This window comes from Pseudoalteromonas sp. Scap06 (assembly GCF_013394165.1).
Lineage (GTDB): Bacteria > Pseudomonadota > Gammaproteobacteria > Enterobacterales > Alteromonadaceae > Pseudoalteromonas.
On the sequence record NZ_CP041330.1, the window covers coordinates 680,664 to 704,617 of the forward strand.

Sequence of the window (23,954 nt, forward strand, 5' to 3'; positions counted from 1 at the left end):
TTATAGCGCTTAGGTAGTGACTGTCGCTATCTATCGTAGGTATCTTGTAATCAGTAGGTCAACCGTTCCACTCGGTTAGTCGAAAGAATGTATACAAAGCCTCGCATATGCGAGGCTTTTTTGTTTCTGTCCTAAGTTCGGCGCAGCATTAAACCGCGTTCCATATGCAAAATATATTTATAATTTTATTCCGCTTTAGCTGGTGTAATGCCAATAGCAAACTCTGCCGTATTTTCTATATCAACTTTTTAAGAGTTAAAATTAATTCTCTGATTAAAAGTTAGCTTGCTCATTTGTTTTTGATAGTTGTATTAACACTTAGCGCATTGAGTGAACTTACAATTTCACCGCAAGCTATGTAATGTTATGTAAAGTCAATTGAGCAAAGTTTGCTAAAGTGATTGAATAACATTCATAAATAGCATTGATCAGGTTTAAACATGATGTGGCAATATAAGCCATCTTTATTAGCAATAAGCATTATAGTGTTGAGCGGTTGTGCGAGTAACTTAAACCAATCGCAGCGCGAACAAACTCCAAATAATTTACCACAGCAGTGGCAACAACAAGCATCAAGTTCTGTATTAAAAGTGGATGATGAATGGTTAACTCAACTACACACGCCATTACTTAACAAATACGTAGAACAAGCGCTTAAAAACAACCAACAACTATTACAAACCAGCTATGATGTCGCTATTACTAAACAGCAACTAATAGTAACCGGATCAGCTCTTTGGCCTAGTTTAGATTTATCTTCGCGTACTAGCCGAAGCAAAAATAACCGGCCTGTTAGCTATAATAATGCCAGCTCGGTAAGCTTAAACTTAAATTACGAAGTTGACTTATGGGGTAAGCTGTCAGATTCAAAACGAGAAGCTAACCTTTCTTATTTAGCGCAAAAAGCGCGTTTTGAACAAGCTAAACAACAACTTGTTTCAGATGTTGTTCAAGGTTGGTTTGATGTTGTGTCTGCGCAGCAGCTGCTTGATTTATATAAGCGCCGTGAAGAAAATGCTAAGCAAAACCTCGATATAATTGAGTCGGGTTATCGCCAAGGTATTAACGAAGCGCTTGATGTTTATTTAGCCCGCAATGAGCTTAATAACGAACGCTCACGCATTGCCACTCAAATAGCGAGTTTATCAAGTGCAGCGCGAGTGCTTGAGCGCTTACTAGGTGAGTACCCAAAAGGAGCTATTGCAGCAAGCACTGACTTACCGGTTGTTGATACCGAAATTCCAGTTGGTATTCCTTCAGAGCTCATTACCCGAAAGCCCGCATTACTTGCCAGTTGGTATGAGTTATTAGCTACCGATGCGTCATTGGCTTATGCGCATAAACAGCGCTTTCCTAGTTTAAATTTAACTGCAAGCTTAAGTGATAGTACAGATAGGCTGAGTGATTTGTTTTCTCCTTCAAGCCTCGCATGGTCTTTACTCGGAAGTATTTCGGCACCTATTTTTGAGGGAGGACGTTTACAAGCCAATGAAGAAATTGCACGCCTGAATGCGCAAAAGCAAGAACAGCAATATTTACAAACCTTGTACGATGCATTTGCTGATGTAGAAAATGCGATATCGCAGCAGCAGTCTTTAAAAGCGCAGTACACCAGCACCCTCGAAGCACAAAAAAATGCACTTGCGGCCGAGCAGTTATCGTTTGAGCAATATCAAAGTGGCTTAGTAACTTATACCACGGTACTTGATGCACAAGGTCGCTCATTCGATGCGCAAAGTTCATTAATACAAATTAAAAACCAATTAATCGCAAATAGAATTAACCTACATGTTGCCCTCGGTGGTGATTTTGAAAAACCGTCAAGCGACTTAAAGAGCAATAACGATGAACACTAAAACAGCTAAAATTATTATTCCAGCCGCGGTTGTTGTTACCGCTCTTTTAATTGTATTTTTTATTAAGAGTAATCCGCCAGAGGCGAGACGCTTTAGTTCAGCACCAAAAGCAGCAATTAGTGTATCTGTACTTGAGCTTGTGCCTCAAACTTATCAAGTAATGATAGACAGCTACGGTACAGTAAAACCTCGAACACAAAGCTTACTTGTTGCTCAAGCATCTGGGCAAATAATTGAAGTGAGCGATGAGTTTAGAGAAGGTGGCTTTTTTGAAAAAAGCGACGTGTTATTAAAGCTAGATGATAGAGATCATCAGGCAGAGGTTAAATCTGCACAAGCTAACTTGCTCACAGCAGAGCAAAGCTTATTAGAAGAAAAGGCCCGCGGGCAACAAGCACTGACTGATTGGAAGCGCCTTGGTGGTTCAAGCCAAGCTAGCAGCTTGGTATTACGTGAGCCGCAATTAGCAGCTGCGCAAGCACAAGTGCTATCGGCTCAAGCTGCTCTTGAAAAAGCAGAGCTTGATTTAGAGCGTACAAAGGTTACCGCACCTTATGCTGGGCGCATACTGAGTCGTAGTGTCGATTTAGGTCAAGTAGTGAGTAACAATACCCAACTTGCCACTATTTACGCTATTGATAGTGTTGAAATTCGCTTACCAATAAAAAATAAAGACCTTTCGTTTGTTAACCTGCCAGAGCAATACCGTGATGGTGCTAAAAACCAAGCGGGTTCGTTAGTTAAATTTAGTTCTGATTTAGTGGGGGAGCAAACATGGCAAGGCCAATTGGCACGCACCGAGGGCGCTATTGACCAAAACGCGCAGCAACTTTACGTGGTAGCAAAAATAGACGACCCATATAAATCAACCGCCAGTAATCAGTATCCAATTAAAATAGGGCAATACATTAAGGCGCAAATAGCGGGTAAAACGGTGCAAAATGCGTTGATCATTCCTAACAGCACAATTTATCAAGGTACTTATGTTTATGTGGTTGAAGGTGATGTATTAAAGCGTAAAGACGTTACTTTTGCATGGCAAAACGCAAACCAAGCAATGATCAAGACAGGATTAAAAGCAAACGACAAGTTGGTTATCACGCCACTTGGTCAAGTGAGTTCGGGCACTAAAGTGAGTATTTTAGATGAAGAGCCAAAGGAAAAAAAATCTAAAGGTATGCGCCCGTCGCGAGAGCAACTTGAGCAAAAAGCAAAAGAGCTTGGTATTAGTGTTGAAGAGTTAATAAAAAAACGTCGCGCAGCCAAGCAAGGAGATAAAGTATGATTGCTTGGTTTACTAAAAACCATGTTGCTGCCAATTTATTGTTAGTAACTTTGTTGTTGTCGGGACTATTTAGTTTATCGAGTAAAATACCACTTGAGGTGTTTCCGTCCTTTGAAACCGATATGATAAGCGTTGGTGTTAGCCTGCGTGGTGCAACCCCTGAAGATGTAGAGCAGGGCGTAACAATTCGTATAGAAGAAGCGGTACAAGACCTAGAGGGTATTAAACAAATATTTAGCCGCTCGTCAGAGGGCTCAGGCTCTGTAACCATTGAGGTTGAAAGTGGTTACGATCCTCGTGAACTGTTGGCTGATATTAAAAGCCGAGTGGATGCGATTAATACGTTTCCTGGCGATGCCGAAAAACCAATTGTTGCGCTGGCTGAGCGCAAAAGAGAAGTAATAGCTGTTACTGTATCAAGTGATTACGGCGAAAAAGAAACGCGTGAATACGCAGAAACAGTGCGAGATCAAATACTGCGTTTGCCTAATGTAACCCAGGTAGAGCTAAGTGGTGTACGAGATTATGAGTTAGCCATTGAAGTTAGCCAAGACACACTTCGCCAATATAACCTGAGCCTTGCGCAAATATCGAGTGCGATTGCTAATTCGAGTTCTGATATTTCTGCCGGTAACTTAAAAACAGAAGGTGGCGACGTACTGATCAGCTCAAAAGGGCAGGCTTACCGTAAAGACGAATTTGCCAGCATAGTAGTAAAAAACCAAGCCGACGGAACGATTATCCGCTTAGGTGATATTGCTACAATTAAAGACGATTTTGAAGAAACGCCAGTACGCACCCGTTTTAATGGTAAGCAAGCGGCGTTTATAGACGTTTACCGAATTGGCCCGCAAAGCGCGATAACCGTGGCAGACGATGTTAAAAACTACATTGAAGAACAGCAAGCCACGCTACCACAAGGTTTTAAACTAAGTTATTGGGACGACGATTCAGAGCTAGTTAAAAGCCGTATCGCCACCTTAACCAGTAATGCTTTACAAGGTGGTATTTTAGTACTGGCACTGCTCACGCTATTTTTGCGCCCAGCAATTGCATTTTGGGTGTTTATTGGTATTCCTGTATCGTTTATGGGCGCGTTTATCGCGATGCCAATTTTTGGTGTAACGCTAAATATAATGAGCTTATTCGGCTTTATTTTAGTACTTGGTATTGTAGTAGATGACGCCATAGTAACCGGCGAGAACGTGTATACCCATTTAAAAACGGCAAAATCCGGTGAGCAGGCTGCTATATTGGGTACTCAAGAAGTTGCGACTCCGGTTACCTTTGGTGTACTGACTACCGTTGCTGCCTTTTTACCTTTAGCATTTATTGAAGGGGCGCGCGGCGCCTTATTTGCACAAATTCCGGTAGTGGTTATTCCAGTTTTATTGTTTTCGCTAATTGAATCTAAATTTGTGTTACCAGCACATTTAAAATACATAAAACTACGCCACCAAAAAGGTGAACCATCTAAGCTTGAAGCGATTCAACAACGCTTTGCAGATGGCTTTGAAAGTGCAATTTTAAAATATTACCAACCTATATTAAACACGGCTTTACGCCATAAATTAGCAACGGTTAGTTTATTTGTGGGGGTATTTTTTATTATTTTAACCATGATCACCAGTGGTTGGACTAAGTTTATCTTTTTCCCACGAATTCCTAGCGAAACTGTACGAGTCAATCTAACACTGCCAACAGGTACACCGTTTGAAGTAACCAATAAATACGTGATTGATATGTCCGAAAAAGCGCAGCAATTACAAGACAAATATCGCGATCCTAATACAGGCGAAAGCGTTATTTTAAATATATTAGCCACTACTGGCGGACGCGGTGGCGCGTCTAACTCCGGAGCGGTACGCTTTGAGATTACACCTGCTGAGCAGCGTGAGTCAGATATAGGTTCGCGAGAGCTTGCTAGTGAATGGCGCGATTTAATTGGTGTTATTCCTGGCGCTGAAAGCCTAACATTTAGAGCTGAAATTGGCCGAAGTTCAGACCCAATAGACGTTCAACTAAGTGGTACTTCACTAACAATATTGCAAGATGTAGCTGATAATATTAAAAATCGTTTAGCAACGTACCCAACGGTGTTTGATATTGCCGACAGTATGTCTGACGGTAAAGAAGAGTTGCGTATAGAGCTTACGCAACAAGGTTTGGCGCTTGGTTTAAATCGTGTAAATGTAGCAGGGCAAGTGCGAAATTCGTTTTTTGGCTCGCAGGTTCAGCGTATTCAACGCGGACGAGACGACGTGCGTGTAATGGTACGTTTACCTATTGATGAGCGCCGCTCTGTAGCTGATTTACAAAACATACTAATAAATACTCCCGATGGCGGTTCTGTACCATTGTCGCATGTGGCAACGCTTACGGCAGGGCAAAGCCCATCAACCATAAACCGTATTGATCGTTATCGCACACTAAACGTGACGGCTGATATTGAAAAAAATAACACCAACATGACGGTGCTTCAAGCCGATCTAGCACAATACTTAGATGAGTTAATGCAGCAATACCCAGGTGTTGAGTACAAACTTGAAGGTGAAGCCAAAGAGCAAAGAGAGTCGTTTGGCTCATTGGCTTGGGCGTTAGTGTTTGTGTTTTTTATAATTTATGCGTTATTGGCCATTCCGTTTAAGTCATACATGCAACCAATTATTGTTATGAGCGTTATTCCATTTGGCATGATTGGCGCTGTAGTAGGGCACTGGATAATGGGTATGGACTTAACCATTATGAGCTTACTAGGTATGCTTGCGTTAATAGGTGTGGTAGTAAACGATTCGCTCGTATTAGTCGATTTCATTAATAAAAAACGCAGCGAAGGTGGCGATTTAATAGAGGCAGTTAAACTTGCTGGCGCATCGCGCTTTCGCCCGGTTATGCTTACTAGTTTAACCACTTTTATTGGCTTAATGCCGCTGCTGTTTGAAAAGGCGACTCAGGCGCAGTTTTTAATACCTATGGCAGTAAGCTTAGGGTTTGGGATTATATTTGCGACTTTTATAACCTTATTACTTGTTCCCGTTAACTATATGCTGATGGAGCGCTTTCAAGGTTGGTTTAAGTAGTGTTAGGCATTAAAAAGACAAAGGGATAGGTGTTAGAGATAAAAATTAAATATCGGGCTGTGGAAACGCAGTTCGATATATTTAAAGACGAAAGATAGGGAATATTTAGTTAAAAAGAAATGCTTGAGAACCTAGAACCTAAGCTATAAAGGAAGGTGTTCCCCGAGAATGCGGTGCCCGGTGTCAGTCCTGAAACCTTGAGGTTTCAGGGCGGAAATCTGCGGTTTACCGTAGGCTTCTCGGTACATGCCGAGCTTGCACAATAGTAAACGAACAAAAATCCTGGTATAAAATTTATCGGCTCAGGGACTTAACCAAGCTCCTGCACCCCAGGGAACAAATATTAGTATATAAGACATATTCCAATCCTTAAACCCCAATCGTAAAAAATTAAACTGTTCGCTCAGTTTTCCTCCAAATTTAGGGTCTGTTGATCTTTGCGGATTAAAATTTGTTCAAACTAGGGGTGGTTTAATCGCGGCGCGAGGTTTGTAACCTAGTGGGCTAAGTAAAAACCGAGCAAAGCTTCCGCGTCCTGCTCACGCCCCTTACCTACATCCATGTAGGCAACAAAGAGTAAATCGCCCCTAGGCAGAACTCTTCGGGCAGCGCCTGTTTGGCATTGATGCTGCGTTATCGCCTATTTATGGGGAATAACCACACCACATAGGCTCTGCCTTGCCTAAATACCAAACAGACTGCTGCAAATTTAACCTTGAAGGGTCAACAGACCCTAATCTTGTATTTACTTTTAAGATTGCTTTTTGAACTCAATTTGCTTTTCAATCGCTTGCTTTTGACCTCAGTCATAGAATTCATTGGAGTTGCTTTTTATCGAGTGGTAGCATTGCTTTAATTAGCAAAGCGAAGACGTCATTATGAATAACTTACCAGATTACGAAAAAGCCCAACTTCTTTTAGAGAAAAATGAAATATTTGTATCACCCGCAGAAGCGCATGGCGTTATTAGCGGCTTACTTGCTTGTGGGCTAAGCATTGACGATAAAGAATACTTAGGCTTACTGAGCGATGTATTTAATGATGGCGAGTCGTTTAGCAACGATTTAAAACAGTTTTTTGGCCAAATTTATCAACAAGTGGTTGAAAGTTTTAATAACGAAGAGTTTCAATTTGACTTGTTTTTACCGAGTGATGACGAAACACTCATCGATCAGGCTAACGGGCTCGTATCATGGGTAGCTGGGTTTATGTTGGGTTTTGGCTTAAAGCAAAAAGATTATGGCAAGCTGTCGGCAGATGTAAAAGAAGTGATCAGCGACTTTAGCGAGATTACACGCCTAGATACAACCTTTGAAGAAACCGAAGAAGATAGCCAAGCACTCCATGAAGTGATTGAGTACGTCCGTGTATCGGCGCTATTGTGTTTTGCTGAGCTAGGCAAAGAGCAAAATCCACAAAGCAACAAAAAAACACTGCATTAATTGAGCAACACAATAAAAGTAATGGGTTAGTTATTAATGGTTGAAATACAAAAGTCAGAGTTTAAAGCGCGCCGCGAGCGTTTATTGGCGGCAATGGATAATAACAGTATTGCTATAATTCCCGCTGCAACGGAGCTCACGCGTAGCCGTGATACTCATTATCCGTTTCGACAAGACAGTGACTTTTTTTACTTAACTGGTTTTAACGAACCCGATGCCGTGTTGGTGCTTTGCAAAAACAGTGATACACCCTCACTATTATTTTGTTTAGATAAAGACAAATTTGCAGAAGTATGGCACGGCAGACGCATTGGTTTTGAAAAAGCACAAAGCGAATACTTATTCGACAAAACTTATGCACTTAGTGAGCTAAATGAACAATTATTGAATTTGGTGAACGGCCAACAGATTTTATTTTATGCACAAGGGACGTATCCTGCCTTTGATGGCAAAGTATTTTCAATGCTTAACACTTTGCGCAGTGCCCCTAAAAAAGGGGATACAGCACCGAGTACAATTAAAGATATTCGCCCTTTATTGCATGAAATGCGCTTATTTAAATCGCCAGGCGAAATTAACATTATGCGTGAGGGCTGTGAAATAAGCGCTCGAGCACACATGCGAGCCATGCGTTTTTCCCACGTTGGCGCAACCGAGTTTCAACTAGAGGCAGAGCTTCATCATCACTATGCAATGAACGGTGCGCCACATCCTGCTTATGGCACTATTGTCGGCAGTGGCGATAACGCCAATATTTTGCACTACACCCAAAATAGCGACGTATTAAACAATGGCGACTTAGTACTGATTGATTCAGGCTGTGAGCTACAAGGCTACGCCGCCGATATAACACGTACCTTCCCCGTTAACGGTAAATTTAGCACTGAGCAAGCTGCGCTTTATAATATTGTACTTAAAGCGCAAGAAATCGCATTTAGCGAAATAAAACCCGGTGGCCTTTTATCTCAGGCAAATAAACTCGCTATGCAAGTACTAACCCAAGGGTTACTTGATTTAGGTATTTTAACCGGCGATTTTGATGAGTTAATGGCACAAGGTGCCTGTAAAGAATACTACATGCATGGTCTTGGTCACTGGTTAGGGCTTGATGTTCATGATGTGGGCGATTACAAGGTTAATAACCAAGAGCGTGTCTTAGAGCCGGGTATGGTGCTAACCATTGAGCCTGGGCTGTATATTAGTAAAGACTCAAATGCGCCTCAAAAATACCAAGGTATAGGTATTCGTATTGAAGATAACTTATTAGTAACTGATTCAGGTCACGACAACTTAACCATTAGCGTGCCTAAAACAATTAGTGAAATAGAAGCGTTAATGCAAAGCGCTAAAAACGCATAAGCTTGGAGATAAAAGTGGCTAAGCAGTTTGATATTGTAGTAATTGGTGGTGGTTTAGTCGGCGCAAGTTGTGCTCTAAGTATAAGTAAAAAAAATCCCAGCTTAAATATTGCTGTAATTGAAGCAAATCAAGTAACCACTGATTATCATCCAAGCTTTGATGACAGAAGTATCGCACTTGCCCAGCAGTCGGTAGAGTATTTACAAAGCCTCAATTTATTTGAAATGAACGCTCCCTATGCTGCGGCCATAAAAAAAGTGAGTGTGTCAGACAAAGGGCACTTTGGTAAAACCCATATACAGTGTGATGAGTTTGCAAAACCCTCATTAGGTTATGTGGTAGAGGTAAACCCATTTGGCAGAGCGCTGCATCAGCGTTTAATGCAATCAAACATATCGCTTTTTTGCCCAGATAGCGTAACAGCGATAAAACAAAATGCCGATAGTAATGAACTTACACTACAAAGTGGTGAAAAACTGAGTGCTAAGCTGTTGGTGATTGCCGACGGTGCACAGTCGCCAACTCGTAATTTATTGGGGCTCGGCTTCAATACCCAGCCTTATGAACAAGGTGCGATTATTGCCAATATAGAAGTCGCTGGTGGGCACCATCATCAGGCGTTTGAGCGGTTTACCCAAAATGGACCTATGGCTTTATTACCCATGAGTAATAACCGCTATTCGTTAGTATGGTGTATGCGCCAAGAACATATTGAGCAGTATATGTCGCTAAGTGAACCAGACTTTATAAGTGCGCTGCAAACTGCCTTTGGTTATCGTGCAGGACAGTTTATAAAAGTCGGTATGCGCGCTAGCTACCCTCTAGTTTATGGGCAAATAGAATCGTTAACGACGCACCGCACAGTGGTGATAGGCAACGCGGCACACGCAATTCATCCTATTGCAGGACAAGGCTTTAATTTAGGGCTGCGCGACGTACAAGTGCTGAGTAACTTAATGGCAAACAGTGAACATGATTTAGGTAGCTATGCTTTTACTCGTCAATATTCAATCAAGCGCCGTGATGATATAAACACCGTAATGACATTGACCGATGCTCTGGTCAGACTTTTTTCAAATTCATCACGGATGTTAGCGCTTGGTCGAAGTATTGGGCTATTTTCAATGGATTTATTCCCTGCATTAAAAGCCCCATTAGCAAAACAATTAATGGGTCAAGTTAAACAAGGTACACGTTTATGAAACAAGTACAGGTTTGTATAGTGGGTGGTGGCTGCGTTGGGTTAACGCTGGCGCTCGGGCTTGCTAAAGCGAATATTAGCGTGGCTGTGTTAGATGCTGCGCCAACTCAAGCTCCACCGAGTGATGATTATGGCTTACGAGTTAGTGCACTAAGTATTGCCAGCCAGACCTTACTGGAGCAATTAAATGTATGGCCACACATAATAGCTGAGCGTGCTTGTGCTTATACGCACATGGATGTTCGTGATGCCGACAGCTTTGGAAAAATAGCCTTTAATAACGAGCAACTTGAGCTTGAGCATTTAGGGCACATAGTTGAAAACGATATTATTCGCTTTGCGCTAATAAAAGAGCTTGAGCAACAAAGTAATGCCACACTGATGTTTGATACCGAGTATCAGCAAATACATCAAAGTGAGTCTGATGTATTTATTAATTTAAAAACTGGCGAACCTATTATTGCTAAGTTGCTGGTGGCGGCTGATGGCGCAAATTCAGCGATTCGTAAACAGTTTAATATGGCGCTGAGCTTTAAAGATTACGATCACCATGCGTTAGTAGCGACAGTTAAAACCAAAGAGTCACATGTAAATACCGCACGCCAAGTGTTTTTACCAACCGGGCCACTAGCGTTTTTACCACTAAGCGATGAGCATACTCATTCAATTGTGTGGTCAACCAGCCCCAATCATTGCGATGAATTGTTAGCAATGGACGACACCGCCTTTAATAAAGCAGTTATGGCTGCCATAGATGGCCAATGTGGTTTATGTGAAGTGCAAAGTAAGCGCGTCGCATTCCCACTTAAAATGCGTTACGCCCAACAATGGGTTAATGGCAAGGTGGTGTTAATGGGCGATGCAGCGCATACCATTCATCCATTAGCAGGGCTCGGTATGAACCTGGGCCTAAAAGATGCCGCTTATTTAATTGAGTTATTAACAAGGGATAGCGAGGAGTTTGCAAGTACGCGCACACTGCGTGATTACGAACGTACCCGCAAGCTCGACGCACAAAAGCACATCGCCATGATGCAAGGGCTAAAAGAGCTATTTGAAGGTGCAAACCCAGTTAAAAAGCTGATTCGTGGTTTAGGGCTTTCACTCGTTGATAACTTAGGCCCAATCAAACATCTATTCGCTAAAGAAGCGATAGGCTAGTAATAAAGACAAGCGGTCAGTTTTTAGCTATCAGCTTTAAGCCAAAGAAAAGCCGATGTTTTAGTTTAAACATCGGTTTTTTTGTTTATAGGCTAATGCTATCTTTTGTGTAGGCGTACAGCTTGCTGACGCGACAAGCGAAGCTCGTAATGCTTTAAGTTAATGAGCTACAAATTTTCTTGTGCTTCATTCACCATATCTTGCAGTGCATCGATTAACAATGGGTCACGCGAGTTCTGTTTAGCAAGTTCTAGTGCGTGTGTCATGCTGGTAACGGCTTCTTTAAACTGTTTGTCAGCAGTGTAGCCTTGCGATAATCGCATGTGGGAGTAAGCTGCATTTGGGTAATCGCGAGTAAAGTGTTTAAGCGTCGTTATCGCTTTTTTAGTGTTGCCAAACTTTTGCTGGCGGTGGGCAAATTCTACGTACACATCTTGTGGAATTTTAAGCTCAAATCCGTACTTATCACTAAGTGCTTGGTAATAACCGGTAATAAGCGATACATCCGCAAATTTTCCGTGCTCGTCAGTCACTTTAAATATTAGGTCGCTAAATAAGTGAATTAAGCTATCGCTAAGTGCTGGAAGTATGGTGCCCATATGAGTAAAAGAGGGGTAATGCTTATATTCCCATTTCAGCTGCGTGGGCATTTGTTGCTCTAAATTTACTAAAGTATTTAATGCACCTGTATAAAAACGTGCGCCTTCACTTGCTACACTAATAAATAGCGCTTGAGCGCCTTTAGGGTTTTTAGTGTATTTAGTGATATTACTTTTTAACTCTTCATCACTCCACCAACTATTTGGGCTTATGGCTATATAGTTGTTAAATAATTCCGGCTGATTAACTAAAGTATAAAGCGCTAATGTACCAGCATTAGAATGACCAATTAAGGTGTTGTAACCATTAGTTGGGTAGTTGCTATTTATGAAGGGCATGAGTTCGCCAGACACAAACTTTAAAAAATTATCGGTTTGCCCTGCGTCAGGCCATTTGTTTTTAACAAAGGTTTGAAACTCCGTTTTAGGCTCCCCTTGTACTTTGGGTAAGTAATCACGAACACGGTTAGTTGTATCAATAGCAACAAGCATGGCATTAGGTATCTGATCGTAATCAACAAGGGATTTGATTACGCCAGACGCCGTATGAAAGTGTTCAACACCATCAAGTAAATAAATAACGTAAAGCGGCTGATCGTCTTTTACGGTTTCAGGTATGAAGATTCTGAGAGGTCTGTCTTCATTAAGTATTTTTGATTGAAGAATGACTTTTTTACCCACGGTTATGTCGGTTGTAGCGGTGTTTGCATAGCTTAAAAAAGAGGTACTAAAAGTAAGTATTAATACAAGCGATAATAAAAGCTTCATAAATATCCTTATTTAATAATGTGTTGCTTGATAATTGCACGGCTTTAGGTTTGAGTAAATGTTTATATTTTAGAAGTAAATGTAGAGCTTAAATAATTTAAAGCTATGCTTTTCAAGCTCGGCGTCTACCTCGTAAATATTAAACACTTATTTTTATTTTATTTGTTGATATAAAGGGAGCATCCAATAATGTCTTCCCGAAACCCGAAACCCGAAACCCGAAACCCGAAACCCGAAACCCGAAACCCGAAACCCGAAACCCGAAACCCGAAACCTTTAACACTTATCTATCAAAGCTTAAAAAACCTGCTTGCTTAATTATCCTACTAAGCGTAAAATGCGCGCTCATTTCGGCTTTTAAACTATTAATTCCTTGCCTTAAACCGACCGGCCGAAACGGTAGAAGGCTCTATTAACCGTAAGGAATATCCATGCGTCATTACGAAATCGTATTCATGGTTCACCCTGATCAGAGTGAGCAAGTATCTGGTATGATCGAACGTTATACTGGTTCTATCACTGAAGCGGGTGGTACTATCCACCGTCTTGAAGACTGGGGCCGTCGTCAACTGGCTTACCCAATCAACAAGCTTCATAAAGCTCATTATGTTCTTATGAACGTTGAAGCACCAACTGAAGTAATCAGCGAGCTAGAAACTACTTTCCGCTACAACGATGCAGTGCTTCGTAACTTAGTTATGCGTACTAAAAACGCTGTAACTGAAGCGTCTCCTCTTGTAAGAGAAGAGAAGAAAGAAGCACCAGCTGCTTAATTGTTTTGAGTCCTAGCATGGCACGTAGTCAGCAGTTACTATAATGGTTAGCCCATATACGAATCAGCTGGTTATATCGGGGGTAGTTTGTAAAACACCCAAGTTTAGCCAAAGCCCCGCGGGCATACCGCATTGTATTTTTGTTGTAGAACATAAATCAATGCAAGTTGAAGCAGATCTTAACCGTAATAGTTACGTTAGGCTTCAGGTGGTTGCCAGTGGTAAGCAAATGCAACAACAGACTCAACATTTGCACGTTGGGCAGGCATTGCAAGTGAGTGGTTTTTTAAATCGCCACGAAGGTCGTAACGGCCTTAGCCAATTGGTTTTGCATGCTCAGCATATAGAAAGAATTATTTGAGGAATTAATCTCATGGCACGTTATTTCAGACGTCGTAAGTTCTGCCGCTTTAAAGCGGAAGGCGTACAACAAATCGATTACAAAGATCTAGCTACTCTTAGAAACTATGTTACAGAAAGTGGCAAAATCGTACCTAGCCGTATCACAGGTACTAGCGCTAAATACCAGCGCCAGCTAGCAACTGCTATTAAGCGTGCTCGCTACTTAGCCCTTCTTCCATACACTGACTTACATAAGTAAGCAGCGGATTAACACGTTTTTAAAAGGTGTAGAAACATGCAAGTTATTCTACTAGATAAGATCGCTAACCTAGGTGGCCTAGGTGACCAGGTTGTAGTTAAATCTGGCTTCGCACGTAACTTCCTTTTCCCACAAGGTAAGGCAGTTCCTGCAACTAAAGCAAACATTGAAACGTTTGACGCACGTCGCGCAGAACTAGAAGCAAAAATCGCTGAACAGTTAACTGCAGCACAAGCACGCGCTGACAAACTTGAAGCATTAGCTGAAGTTACATTAGTATCTAAAGCTGGTGACGAAGGTAAATTATTCGGTTCAATCGGTACTCGTGACATCGCTGACGCTATCTCAGCTGTTGGTGTTGAAGTTGCTAAATCAGAAGTTCGTTTACCTCTAGGTACTATCCGTGAGACTGGCGAATTTGACGTTGCAATCGCAGTACACTCAGACGTAACAGCTACAATTAAAGTAATCGTTATTGCTGAAGCTTAATTTTTAGAATTAAGTTTAAAAAAAACCGTGCTTTGCACGGTTTTTTTGTGTCTAAAATTTATAACCCAAAGCAATAAATTGTTTGTTGTGGGTAAAATTAAGCACGTTTCTAAAATAAAGCTTCATTTTCTACAAATATTTTCTATTTCATTTAAACCTTTCTATTCTTCTGCGCGTCTTATAAGTTAAATTGCAATTACATAATTATAAACAGGAAAAATTTGCGATGTTAATGGACGCTAATCAGCCAATAACTGATCAAGTGCAGCAAATGCTTATTGATCAAGTTAAAAACGGCGACCAGTTAGCTTATAAAGCGCTCTATGACATGCATAAAGCAAAAGTTTATGGCTTATGCCTGAGGCTTATAGCCGATGAGGAGTATGCACAAGATGCTACCCAAGAAGTGTTTGTGCAAGTATGGAACAAAATAGCGCAATTTGATGGACGTTCGCAGTTTTCCACTTGGCTTTATAGTGTCGCCAGTAATATTGCTATTAGTTATGTGCGCAGACAAAAACATTGGCTTAATAAAGTAATTAGCTTTGAGCAAAGCGGAATGGATGAACAAGCTGCACATGACTGTAACGGATTAAATGGGCTAGATAAATTAATTGTTAGACTGCCTGAGCGCGCAAGAATGGTATTTGTGCTTTATGCAGTAGAAGGTTACAGGCATGAGGAAATTGCAACCCTGTTAGGTATGGCGGTAGGCTCTAGTAAGGCGCAATATCATCGTGCAAGGCAATTATTAAAGCAGTGGTATGAAAATGAGTAAAACAAATTTTGATGACTACTTAAATGAGTCTTTAACCCAGTTAGATAAAAATATTCCACCAAAAAAAGAACTGTGGAATGGGATTGAGCGCGCAATAATAGCTAATGATCAGCCCACTATTAATACTAATCAATATTGGCCAAAGCTCACCGCCATTGCTGCATGTTTTACCGCGGTTTTGGTCAGCACAGTATTGTTATTTAAAGTACCAGAGGCAAATACTGCAGTGGCAATGAGTGAGTTTTTTACTAAACAAAAACAAAGTTTACTAGTGCAATATCAAAGCCAAGCAGCATTGACCGACAATTGGCAAGTACAGTTACAAGAACTTGAAGATGCAGAGCAAGCAATAAAGCAAACTCTTGAAAATGAACCGAAAAACAAGGCGCTATTGTCTATGTTAGCGCAAGTTTATCAACAACAACTCGACTTAATTAACAAGGTGCATGCACCGCGTTGGCAACACATCTAGGAGAAATAAATGAAAGCAATAATATTAGGGATCGCTTTATTACCCATGGCCGTATTTGCTGGTGAAAAAATAGATCAGCAAATTGAGGTACCCAATGCTGGGGTGATCCACATTGAAAACCAGCGTGGTGATATTAAAGTGACAGGTTGGGATAAAAATCAATTTAAAGTAACCGGTGAACTTGATGATAAGGCACAAGGCTACACACTTAAAACACAGGGTAATAAAACCCAGTTTATTGTGAAAATGCCTGAACTTTCTAATTGGGATAATAACAACAATGGCTCAACGCTCACTATTTTTATGCCAAAGAGTAGTGCGCTAGAATTTGTGGGTGTTAATGCATCTATAACGGCCAAAGAGTTACAAAAAGGTACTGAAATTGATGTAGTTAATGGGGCTATTACAGTAAACGATCTTAATGGCGATATTAAGCTGACCACTGTAAATGGTGACATCAAGGCAAAAGCACTTAATGGTAAAGTTCAGTTTGAAACTGTTAATGGTTCGATTGATGATCAGCAATCTAGCGGTGAAGTTCGTTTTAGTGCGGTTAATGGCGATATTACATCAAACTCGACGGCCAATGATATTCGCTTAGAAAACGTAAATGGCGATATTAACTTTAATTTCGATGCAATTAAAGAGTTACAAATAAGCACCGTTAATGGCGAAGTTAAGGTACAAATTAACCGCCTTCTGAGTGATGCTGATGTGAGTTTTGAATCTGTTAGTGGTAACGCTGCGTTTTATTTCCCTGCTGATTTATCAGCACAATTTGAGGTGGAAGCACACGCTGGCGGTAAAATTGACAACCAGTTAACTAACGATCAAGTACAAAAAGCCAAATATGGCCCAGCAAGTGGAATTAAGTTTAATACTAATGGCACTGATGCTAGCGTAGAGATGAATACTATTAGCGGTGATATCGAACTTAAACGTCAATAATTAGCTATTTTATTTCAAGTAACAAAAAGCAGGAAAAGATTTCCTGCTTTGCTATTTGCACAGCCCCGCCAAGTCGATAGAATAGAGCTATTCAATTTTAGTACTGTGAAGTTATGGCCAAACCAGATAAGCAAGTCGACACTCTTAAAGTTCCTCCCCATTCAATAGAAGCTGAACAATCTGTTTTAGGTGGTTTGATGCTTGATAACCAAGCATTTGATCGCGTAGCTGAACTTGTTGTGGCGCAGGATTTTTATACCCGTACCCATAAGCTTATTTTTGAGGCGATGACGGCTCTTGCTGAAATTGGTGATCCGATTGACTTAATCACAATTTCTGAGAGTTTAGAAAAAAATAACCAGTTGTCAGGTATTGGTGGATTCGCGTATTTAGCCGAAATAGCAAAAAACACCCCAAGTGCTGCCAATATTGACGCTTACGCAAGTATTGTTCGCGAGCGCGCCGTTGTTCGCGAAATGATTGGTGTTGCCAATGAAATAGCCGAAGCGGGTTTTAATCCTGAAGGGCGTACTAGCCACGACTTACTTGATTTTGCTGAAAGTAAAGTATTTAAAATTGCTGAGCAGCGTACAAAAAGTAGTGAAGGCCCACAAAGCATTCACAACATACTTGAAAAAACCGTTGATAAAATAGAAGAGCTTTACCAGTCACCACAAGATGGTGTGACCGGTGTGAGCACGGGGTATGCTGATCTTGATAAAATGACTACAGGTTTGCAGCCATCTGATTTAATTATTGTGGCAGCGCGTCCATCAATGGGTAAAACCACTTTTGCTATGAACCTTGCTGAACATGCCGCAATGACTCAAGACAAGCCAGTGCTTATTTACTCTCTAGAGATGCCCTCTGAACAAATTATGATGAGGATGCTGGCGTCCCTTGGCCGAATTAACCAAACTAAAGTACGTACTGGTCAGCTAGATGACGATGACTGGGCGCGCCTTTCATCAACCATGGGATTACTCATGGAAAAAGGCAAAATGTACGTTGATGATGCCTCAGGCTTAACACCTACCGATGTTCGCTCACGTGCACGTCGTATAGCACGTGATCATGGTGGTATCAGTATGATCATGGTCGATTACCTGCAATTAATGCGTGTACCTAGCTTGTCAGATAACCGTACCTTAGAAATTGCCGAAATTTCACGCTCACTCAAAGCATTAGCAAAAGAGTTGCAGTGTCCGGTTGTTGCTCTATCGCAGCTTAACCGTACTCTAGAGCAACGTGCTGATAAACGTCCAATTAACTCAGATTTACGTGAGTCGGGCTCTATTGAGCAAGATGCCGATTTGATCATGTTTATTTATCGTGATGAAGTATACAACGAAGACAGTACTGAAAAAGGTATTGCCGAAATTATTATCGGTAAACAGCGTAACGGTCCGATTGGTAAAGTGCGCCTAACCTTCCAAGGTCAATTCTCTCGCTTTGATAATTACGCGGGGCCTGCTGTAGATGATGATTACTAATGCGCTTAGCCACTGCTGAAATTAATTTAACCGCGCTTGAACATAACCTAGCACAGGTAAAACGCTTTGCGCCCAATAGTAAAGTAATAGCCGTACTTAAAGCGAATGCTTATGGGCATGGTTTAGTCACTATTGCGCAACACTTAAATGAAGCAGATGCATTTGCGGTTGCGCGTATAGATGAAGCGTTAGCGCTGCGTGCAGGTGGCCTTACAAAACCGATTGTGTTGCTAGAAGGCTTTTTTCATCAAGAAGACTTACCTATTTTACTGGCGAATAATTTTCAAACCATTATTCATGATGAGATACAGCTGAAAATGCTGGAAAGTGCGCAGCTAGATGCGCCTTTAAATTGCTGGTTAAAAATAAATACCGGGATGCATCGCTTAGGTATTGCGCCTGAGCAGTTTGATATGTTTTATCAGCGACTACAAGCCAGCCCAAATGCACAAAACAAAATAAATTTAATGACTCACTTTGCCTGTGCCGATGATGTAAAAAATACTAAAACAGTGCAGCAAATAAGTTTGTTCGATAATTTAACCCAAGAGGTTGATCAAGCCCATTGTTTATCAAACTCTGCGGGAATTATAGCGTGGCCAAGTGGTCATGGTGATTGGGTTAGACCCGGGCTAATGCTTTACGGTGTATCGCCTATGGCCAATCACACAGGTAAAGATCATCAATTAAAGCCTGTAATGCGCTTAACCACTAAGGTAATAGCTGTGCGCAATGTAGGGGCACATGAACAAGTAGGTTATGGCGGCCGCTGGCATAGTGATAAGCCTACGATGTTGGCTGTGGTTGCACTGGGCTATGGTGATGGTTATCCGCGTCATGCAAAAGAAGGCACACCCGTGATTATTAATGGGCATCGTTACGGTATTGTGGGTAGTGTAGCCATGGACATGATCACCCTTGATATAGGTAATAACGAGCACAACGTTCAGGTGGGTGATGAGGTGATTATGTGGGGACCGGAGTTACCAGTAGAAGAGATTGCACAATGTGCTGATACTATATCTTACGAGTTATTGTGTAATATTACACCACGCGTAAGTTATGAGTACCAGCGCTAATATTTACTTTAAAAATACCCAGTAGGTTTACATTACTAGAATGATCGTGATGCTCACTTAATCGGTATCGTTACTCTTTTATAAAGTAAATATCGCTAAAGCCCATACGTGCAAACTCTTGGTCGCGAAAATTGCGTACCGCCGATGAACCTTTAGAGGTCATTTCAATTTGGCGTACCATGTTTAAGTAATTAGTTAAATCGATACCCTCAGCAGCCGCAATAGCCTGATACATATCGTGGTATTTATCTTTTGCGAAGTTAATTTCGCGCGGTTGATTTTTAAAAGTATAGGTAATTCTGCGTGCCATAATAAGCTCAGTTATATTGAGTGTTAGTGTAATTTTACACTGTATTTAAGTTGCGTTGAATGATTAGTTGAAATCAAATAATTAAAAAGTTGAGTTTGAAATGAAATTATCAGTAGAGATCAGTAAATACCCGCTTCATCAAGATTATATTCCTTTTATTAAAGGCTTTATCGACAGAGTAAATGCCTATGAAGAGCTCAAAGTGATCACGAATACCATGTCGACTCAAATATTTGGTGATTATGACTTAGTAATGCAAGTGATCAGTACAGAGATTAAACATTCATACGAGCAATATGGTAAAGCTATCTTTGTGTGTAAATTTATCTCGGGCGATTTATCTCCCGAATAGCCTCCTAACAAATACGGTCGTTTTATAATGATGGATTTTATAACGCAAATACTGAGTGGTTTCACTGCCATGTCGCATTGGGAGTATATTGCGGTGGCTTTATCAATGGCGTATTTATTATTAGCCATAAAAGAGAATTTATGGTGCTGGCCTGCGGCTTTTTTTAGTACGCTTATTTATACCATAATGTATTGGAATGGCGCGTTGCTAATGGAGTCATTACTGAACTTTTATTACATGTACATGGCTGTGTTTGGGTGGGTTGTGTGGCGAAAAGGTAAAGCTAATCAAGCGCAACGTTTGATTACATCGTGGCCTGTGAACCGACATATCATTTTAATAGTATTAACCACGCTAGCGTCATTAGCGATTGGTTACGTGATGCAAAATTACACCCATGCAGACTTTGCTTATCTGGATAGTTTTACTACCTGCTTTGCAGTAGTCACCACTTACCTAGTAGCTAAAAAAGTACTCGAAAATTGGTTATATTGGATAGTGATTGATGCTGCATCAATGTATTTGTATTACGAAAAAGGTTATTACCCAACACTCGTGCTTTTTATATTTTATACCGTTATGGCAGCGTGGGGGTTTAAAACGTGGTACGAAGAGTATGAGCAAAGCCAAGCAAAACCAATGGCGCAGCTATAATTCATGAAACAGCATTCTCAGTTAGTTAATATTTGTAGTGCGTTTTTAGCACCTAGCAAAATAACCTCAACAGAGTATTTGGTTAATGGTTTAAGTAACGATAACTTTTTAATACGTACTGATTCCCAATCTTACTTATTAAAATGTTATCAATCATGTTGGCCAGAAGTCGCGCTAAATGCTCAATATGAGCTTAGTAAGCAGCAAGTTTGCCCTGCACCTATTTGGCTCGATAAACAAAATAAGCGAGCGGCTTTTACTTATGTAGAGGGAGAGGTTGCAGAGTCTTATTTAGCTATGCCGCTATTGGCTAAGCTGGCTAAAGTGCACGCTTATACAACTGATACTCAAACGATGGATATTGCATCACAATTGCAAGCCTATCGGCATTTATTGGTGTTTAAACAGTTTGATAAGTACTTAAATAAAGTACTGGAAAGCATTGCCAATATGCCCATAGAACACGGCTTTTGCCATAATGATTTAGTAAAAGAAAATATAATCGTTAACCCAAAAGGCGTCTATTTAATTGACTTTGAATACGCACAAACTAACGATGTTTATTTTGATCTTGCTGCGCTAGCCGTTAGTTTTAACTTAGATAGTTCAGCTAAACAGGCTTTGCTTAAAAGTTATCAAGTATACACGGCATCAAAGCTATTTTACTTATCTATGCACAAGCTTGAGTGTTACCAAGTAGTTTATTTGCTGTTATGTATAGGCTGGTATGAGCAACGCGCCATCAACAACAAAGTTGTTGAATTGCGCGCGCAATTGGATGAGCTTTTAGCATCAATGGGGAGTTAAAGCCCACCAAATCGAGCTGCTAGCTCTTTATATTTAGCTACTTCATCGGAGTCATATTGTGGTTCGCCATTAGCATCTTCACTTTTGGCAATAAGTAAGCTTTCGCGTGTTAAGCGTTTAACTCGCTCGACTTTAACTCCTAAAAACTCAGCAACTTGTTCTGTTGACATTAACTTCATAATTACTTCCTCATGTTTAAATCTATCCGTTCAGTGACAATAATAGATAATATGTATCTAAAGCGTTACTGTTTTTTTATAGAATATAAATAAATAGCGCTTTTTTCGCCTTTTGTTAAGTGATTAGTTTAAATTATAGACATGTAAACGCAACATGCTGGTATTTATACCAAGATGCCTTTATCATTGCGCATGCTAAAGCATTGATATCGCGAGTTGATGTGGCGGCAACAAATGTGCTCTCGTGGTGAAATGGATATCACGTGGCCCTCCGGAGGCTGAGTTGTAGGTTCGATCCCTACCGAGAGCGCCATTTGCGTTTACTTTTTACTCCCCTTAAAAACCATTAAAGCTATTTAAACTAGCTTGCTATTTTTATTCTTCGTTAAATAATAATGCTTGTAGCAATCTAATTTACACCGTTAGGCGTATATTCAGTGCTGTGTTTTTAGTTTAGTATTAACAGTCGCAAGATTGTTAGTATTAATGATTTATTATTACCCTAAAATCAAAAGCTAGACTTTTATAGCCAAATAATGCTATTAAAGTAAATATCCCTTAATTATAGAACCCCTCACATTTATGTTAGTTACCTTACCTATATCAGAGCTCATTCCCGGCATGTACGTAAATAGCGTGACGAAGCAGCAGGAGAGTGTGGATGGTATAAAAATTAAAACCAGCGGTTTGGTACGTGATAAATCTATAATTCAGCGTTTAATCACTGAAGGAGTGCTAGAGCTTCTTATTGATTTTACGAAAAGTGATGTGGCTGTACCGGCTAAATATAAAGAAAAAGAAAAACCACAAGCCGCTGCTACAAATCAAGACAAGCCCGCCAGTAAAAAGCGAGTTGTCAGCTTGCAACAAGAGTTTGCCAAAGCCAGCGTTAGTTATGATGCCCACAACAGAAAACTACAAAGTATTTTTGGTGATTTAACCTCAGGTTTGTCTCTGAATACTGATGCGCTTAATGAGATAAGTAATGAAATAGTTAGCTCTGTATTTCGCAATGAACATGCTATGACTATTTTAACTCGCATAAAAGATAAACATAGCTATAACTGGCGTCATATGATCAATTGCACCATATTTACAGCGGTATTCGCTAAGTATTTAGGGTATAAACGCGAAGTGGTTCAGGAGCTTGCTATGGGGGCACTGATGCATGACTTAGGGCAGGCTAAATTACCTCAAGGAATATTCTCAAAGCCTGGCAAAGTTACGGGTAATGAGATGACGGCAATAAAAAAGCATGTTGCACAATGCTTAGGGTTATTAAAAGGTGAGAAAGGTATCACCACTTTAATGCTGGATATGATTGTAAATCATCATGAGCGCCTTGATGGTTCTGGTTATCCTCGAGGAGTCGATGACAGCAAAATAAGTCGTCCTGCTCGGATTTTAGCGATTGTTGACGTATACGATGCACTCACAGCAGACAGGCCGCATCAAGAAGGGGACGAGCCTATAAATGCACTGCGTTATTTGTTGGCAAACAAACAGCTATTTGATGCAGAGTTAGTACAGCTATTTATAAAGTGCTTAGGTGTTCACCCTGTGGGTACTATTGTTAAGTTAACCAATGAGCGTTTGGCCTTGGTCCTAGAGGGCAATCATTCAAACCCAATTAAACCTAAAGTTAAGCTTTTTTATAACGCAAAACATAACCATCATGTTACCGCAAAAGATATTGATTTGAGCTTAAATAATGATGAAGTAAAAATACAAGCAAGTGTAAAACCTGCTGATTATAAAATTAACTTGCCTCGACTTTTAAAAGAGCATCTACTGCTTTAGTCTTTTGGCATCGTCTTTTTCTGTTTGTTTTAGCAGAAATATACCCACCTAAAAAGCAATTACCCATTAACGTTATCCACAATAACGTACCTAATTCTACATGCAGTGCTAAGCAGCAAAAAACCAAAGAAATAATCGCCATACTAATGGCTGCTAACCAATAGTGATTGACTGGGTTGTCACATTTACCTGCCTGCGTACACGCGCAATAATTTGCTTTATAAAAAAAATAAACACTTATACCGCAAAAAATAAGCGCTGTAACAATAAGTAAAATGATCACTGTCTTCTCCCTTGGTGACTTTATTGGCAGTGTAAATTGCAACGCAAGGTAAGTCAATGCAAATGAGAATTAATAGCATTAGAGTATATACTCTAATACCATACTTCTGCTCCGATGAGTTTTAAATAGTTGTTAAAATGTAGTTAAAAAACGTGTTTTTTGATGTTTTTTAACGTTTTATTAGA

The 23,954-nt window shown here is 40.5% G+C and carries 24 protein-coding genes, 1 tRNA gene and 1 other RNA gene; 21 read left to right on the forward strand and 5 right to left on the reverse strand.

The annotated features are described in order from the left end of the window. Positions 1-440: 440 nt before the first annotated feature. Genes FLM47_RS03125 through FLM47_RS03135 form a run of 3 tightly spaced genes read left to right on the forward strand, consistent with a single transcriptional unit; the run spans position 441 to position 6,221 of the window. Positions 441-1,856, forward strand: a complete 1,416-nt coding sequence (locus tag FLM47_RS03125) for a TolC family protein (protein ID WP_178955111.1) — start codon at positions 441-443, stop codon at positions 1,854-1,856. Then, positions 1,846-3,141, forward strand: a complete 1,296-nt coding sequence (locus FLM47_RS03130; protein WP_178955113.1) for an efflux RND transporter periplasmic adaptor subunit — start codon at positions 1,846-1,848, stop codon at positions 3,139-3,141. The genes FLM47_RS03125 and FLM47_RS03130 overlap by 11 nt, the downstream gene beginning before the upstream one ends. Then, positions 3,138-6,221, forward strand: a complete 3,084-nt coding sequence (locus FLM47_RS03135) for an efflux RND transporter permease subunit (RefSeq protein WP_178955115.1) — start codon at positions 3,138-3,140, stop codon at positions 6,219-6,221. The genes FLM47_RS03130 and FLM47_RS03135 overlap by 4 nt, the downstream gene beginning before the upstream one ends. A gap of 155 nt (positions 6,222-6,376) precedes the next feature. Here the strand turns inward: FLM47_RS03135 and ssrS are convergent. Next, positions 6,377-6,560, reverse strand: a non-coding RNA gene (gene ssrS / locus FLM47_RS03140) — 6S RNA. Between the two features lie 539 nt (positions 6,561-7,099). On the opposite strand from ssrS, the gene FLM47_RS03145 reads away from it, so the two are divergent. Genes FLM47_RS03145 through FLM47_RS03160 form a run of 4 tightly spaced genes read left to right on the forward strand, consistent with a single transcriptional unit; the run spans position 7,100 to position 11,384 of the window. Next, on the forward strand, positions 7,100-7,663 hold the full coding sequence (locus FLM47_RS03145; RefSeq protein ID WP_008110427.1) for a UPF0149 family protein: 564 nt from the start codon (positions 7,100-7,102) through the stop codon (positions 7,661-7,663). Between the two features lie 36 nt (positions 7,664-7,699). Then, positions 7,700-9,022 carry a Xaa-Pro aminopeptidase gene (gene pepP / locus FLM47_RS03150; RefSeq protein ID WP_178955117.1) on the forward strand — a complete coding sequence of 441 codons (1,323 nt, stop codon included), beginning with the start codon at positions 7,700-7,702 and terminating at the stop codon, positions 9,020-9,022. 14 nt (positions 9,023-9,036) lie between these two features. Beyond that, positions 9,037-10,224 (forward strand): 2-octaprenyl-6-methoxyphenyl hydroxylase, encoded by a 1,188-nt coding sequence (gene ubiH, locus FLM47_RS03155; RefSeq protein ID WP_178955119.1) that lies wholly within the window; start codon positions 9,037-9,039, stop codon positions 10,222-10,224. Beyond that, complete coding sequence (locus FLM47_RS03160) at positions 10,221-11,384, forward strand: FAD-dependent monooxygenase (RefSeq protein ID WP_178955121.1); 1,164 nt, start codon at positions 10,221-10,223, stop codon at positions 11,382-11,384. Before ubiH ends, FLM47_RS03160 begins: the two co-directional genes overlap by 4 nt. Positions 11,385-11,551: 167 nt before the next feature. Here the strand turns inward: FLM47_RS03160 and FLM47_RS03165 are convergent, their stop codons facing one another. Continuing rightward, positions 11,552-12,751: an alpha/beta hydrolase-fold protein gene (locus FLM47_RS03165; RefSeq protein WP_178955123.1), complete on the reverse strand. Its 1,200-nt coding sequence runs from the start codon at positions 12,749-12,751 to the stop codon at positions 11,552-11,554. A 431-nt stretch (positions 12,752-13,182) separates the two neighbouring features. On the opposite strand from FLM47_RS03165, the gene rpsF reads away from it, so the two are divergent. The 9 genes from rpsF (at position 13,183) to alr (ending at position 19,384) form a co-directional block, all read left to right on the forward strand. Beyond that, entirely contained in the window at positions 13,183-13,524 is a 342-nt protein-coding gene (rpsF, locus tag FLM47_RS03170; RefSeq protein WP_008110420.1) for a 30S ribosomal protein S6, read from the forward strand. Between the two features lie 43 nt (positions 13,525-13,567). Further along, on the forward strand, positions 13,568-13,885 hold the full coding sequence (gene priB / locus FLM47_RS03175) for a primosomal replication protein N (RefSeq protein WP_008466122.1): 318 nt from the start codon (positions 13,568-13,570) through the stop codon (positions 13,883-13,885). Positions 13,886-13,897: 12 nt separating this feature from the next. Next, positions 13,898-14,125, forward strand: coding sequence for a 30S ribosomal protein S18 (gene rpsR, locus FLM47_RS03180; RefSeq protein ID WP_002962753.1), 228 nt, complete (start codon positions 13,898-13,900; stop codon positions 14,123-14,125). Between the two features lie 36 nt (positions 14,126-14,161). Then, complete coding sequence (gene rplI, locus FLM47_RS03185) at positions 14,162-14,614, forward strand: 50S ribosomal protein L9 (protein WP_008110407.1); 453 nt, start codon at positions 14,162-14,164, stop codon at positions 14,612-14,614. Between the two features lie 226 nt (positions 14,615-14,840). Continuing rightward, positions 14,841-15,392: an RNA polymerase sigma factor gene (locus tag FLM47_RS03190; protein ID WP_054202246.1), complete on the forward strand. Its 552-nt coding sequence runs from the start codon at positions 14,841-14,843 to the stop codon at positions 15,390-15,392. Continuing rightward, positions 15,379-15,864: a hypothetical protein gene (locus FLM47_RS03195; protein WP_178955125.1), complete on the forward strand. Its 486-nt coding sequence runs from the start codon at positions 15,379-15,381 to the stop codon at positions 15,862-15,864. Before FLM47_RS03190 ends, FLM47_RS03195 begins: the two co-directional genes overlap by 14 nt. 9 nt (positions 15,865-15,873) lie before the next feature. Next, positions 15,874-16,812 carry a DUF4097 family beta strand repeat-containing protein gene (locus tag FLM47_RS03200; protein ID WP_178955127.1) on the forward strand — a complete coding sequence of 313 codons (939 nt, stop codon included), beginning with the start codon at positions 15,874-15,876 and terminating at the stop codon, positions 16,810-16,812. A gap of 113 nt (positions 16,813-16,925) precedes the next feature. Continuing rightward, positions 16,926-18,305, forward strand: a complete 1,380-nt coding sequence (gene dnaB / locus FLM47_RS03205) for a replicative DNA helicase (RefSeq protein ID WP_010390854.1) — start codon at positions 16,926-16,928, stop codon at positions 18,303-18,305. After that, positions 18,305-19,384, forward strand: coding sequence for an alanine racemase (gene alr / locus FLM47_RS03210; protein ID WP_178955129.1), 1,080 nt, complete (start codon positions 18,305-18,307; stop codon positions 19,382-19,384). The genes dnaB and alr overlap by 1 nt, the downstream gene beginning before the upstream one ends. 70 nt (positions 19,385-19,454) lie before the next feature. Here alr and FLM47_RS03215 read toward each other — a convergent pair whose 3' ends face one another. Beyond that, a complete protein-coding gene (locus FLM47_RS03215; protein WP_004588463.1) occupies positions 19,455-19,694 on the reverse strand; it encodes a DUF2960 domain-containing protein in 240 nt (79 codons plus the stop codon). 100 nt (positions 19,695-19,794) lie between these two features. Between FLM47_RS03215 and FLM47_RS03220 the strand changes: the two genes are divergently transcribed. The 3 genes from FLM47_RS03220 to FLM47_RS03230 are packed head-to-tail and all read left to right on the forward strand — an operon-like array spanning position 19,795 to position 21,507. Then, the gene (locus FLM47_RS03220) at positions 19,795-20,046 is read left to right on the forward strand and encodes a hypothetical protein (protein ID WP_138605248.1); all 252 of its coding nucleotides are present in this window, start codon (positions 19,795-19,797) and stop codon (positions 20,044-20,046) included. Between the two features lie 30 nt (positions 20,047-20,076). After that, positions 20,077-20,700, forward strand: a complete 624-nt coding sequence (pnuC, locus tag FLM47_RS03225) for a nicotinamide riboside transporter PnuC (protein ID WP_138605260.1) — start codon at positions 20,077-20,079, stop codon at positions 20,698-20,700. A gap of 3 nt (positions 20,701-20,703) precedes the next feature. Beyond that, positions 20,704-21,507, forward strand: coding sequence for a phosphotransferase family protein (locus FLM47_RS03230; protein ID WP_138605247.1), 804 nt, complete (start codon positions 20,704-20,706; stop codon positions 21,505-21,507). On the opposite strand, the gene FLM47_RS03235 is transcribed toward FLM47_RS03230, so the two are convergent. Continuing rightward, complete coding sequence (locus FLM47_RS03235) at positions 21,504-21,686, reverse strand: helix-turn-helix domain-containing protein (protein ID WP_138605246.1); 183 nt, start codon at positions 21,684-21,686, stop codon at positions 21,504-21,506. The genes FLM47_RS03230 and FLM47_RS03235 overlap by 4 nt on opposite strands. A 238-nt stretch (positions 21,687-21,924) precedes the next feature. Between FLM47_RS03235 and FLM47_RS03240 the strand changes: the two genes are divergently transcribed. After that, positions 21,925-21,999 (forward strand) — tRNA-Arg (locus FLM47_RS03240). Between the two features lie 269 nt (positions 22,000-22,268). Further along, positions 22,269-23,486, forward strand: coding sequence for an HD domain-containing phosphohydrolase (locus FLM47_RS03245; protein WP_138605245.1), 1,218 nt, complete (start codon positions 22,269-22,271; stop codon positions 23,484-23,486). Here FLM47_RS03245 and FLM47_RS18815 read toward each other — a convergent pair. After that, positions 23,446-23,769, reverse strand: a complete 324-nt coding sequence (locus FLM47_RS18815; RefSeq protein ID WP_138605244.1) for a hypothetical protein — start codon at positions 23,767-23,769, stop codon at positions 23,446-23,448. The genes FLM47_RS03245 and FLM47_RS18815 overlap by 41 nt on opposite strands. Between the last annotated feature and the right edge of the window lie 185 nt (positions 23,770-23,954).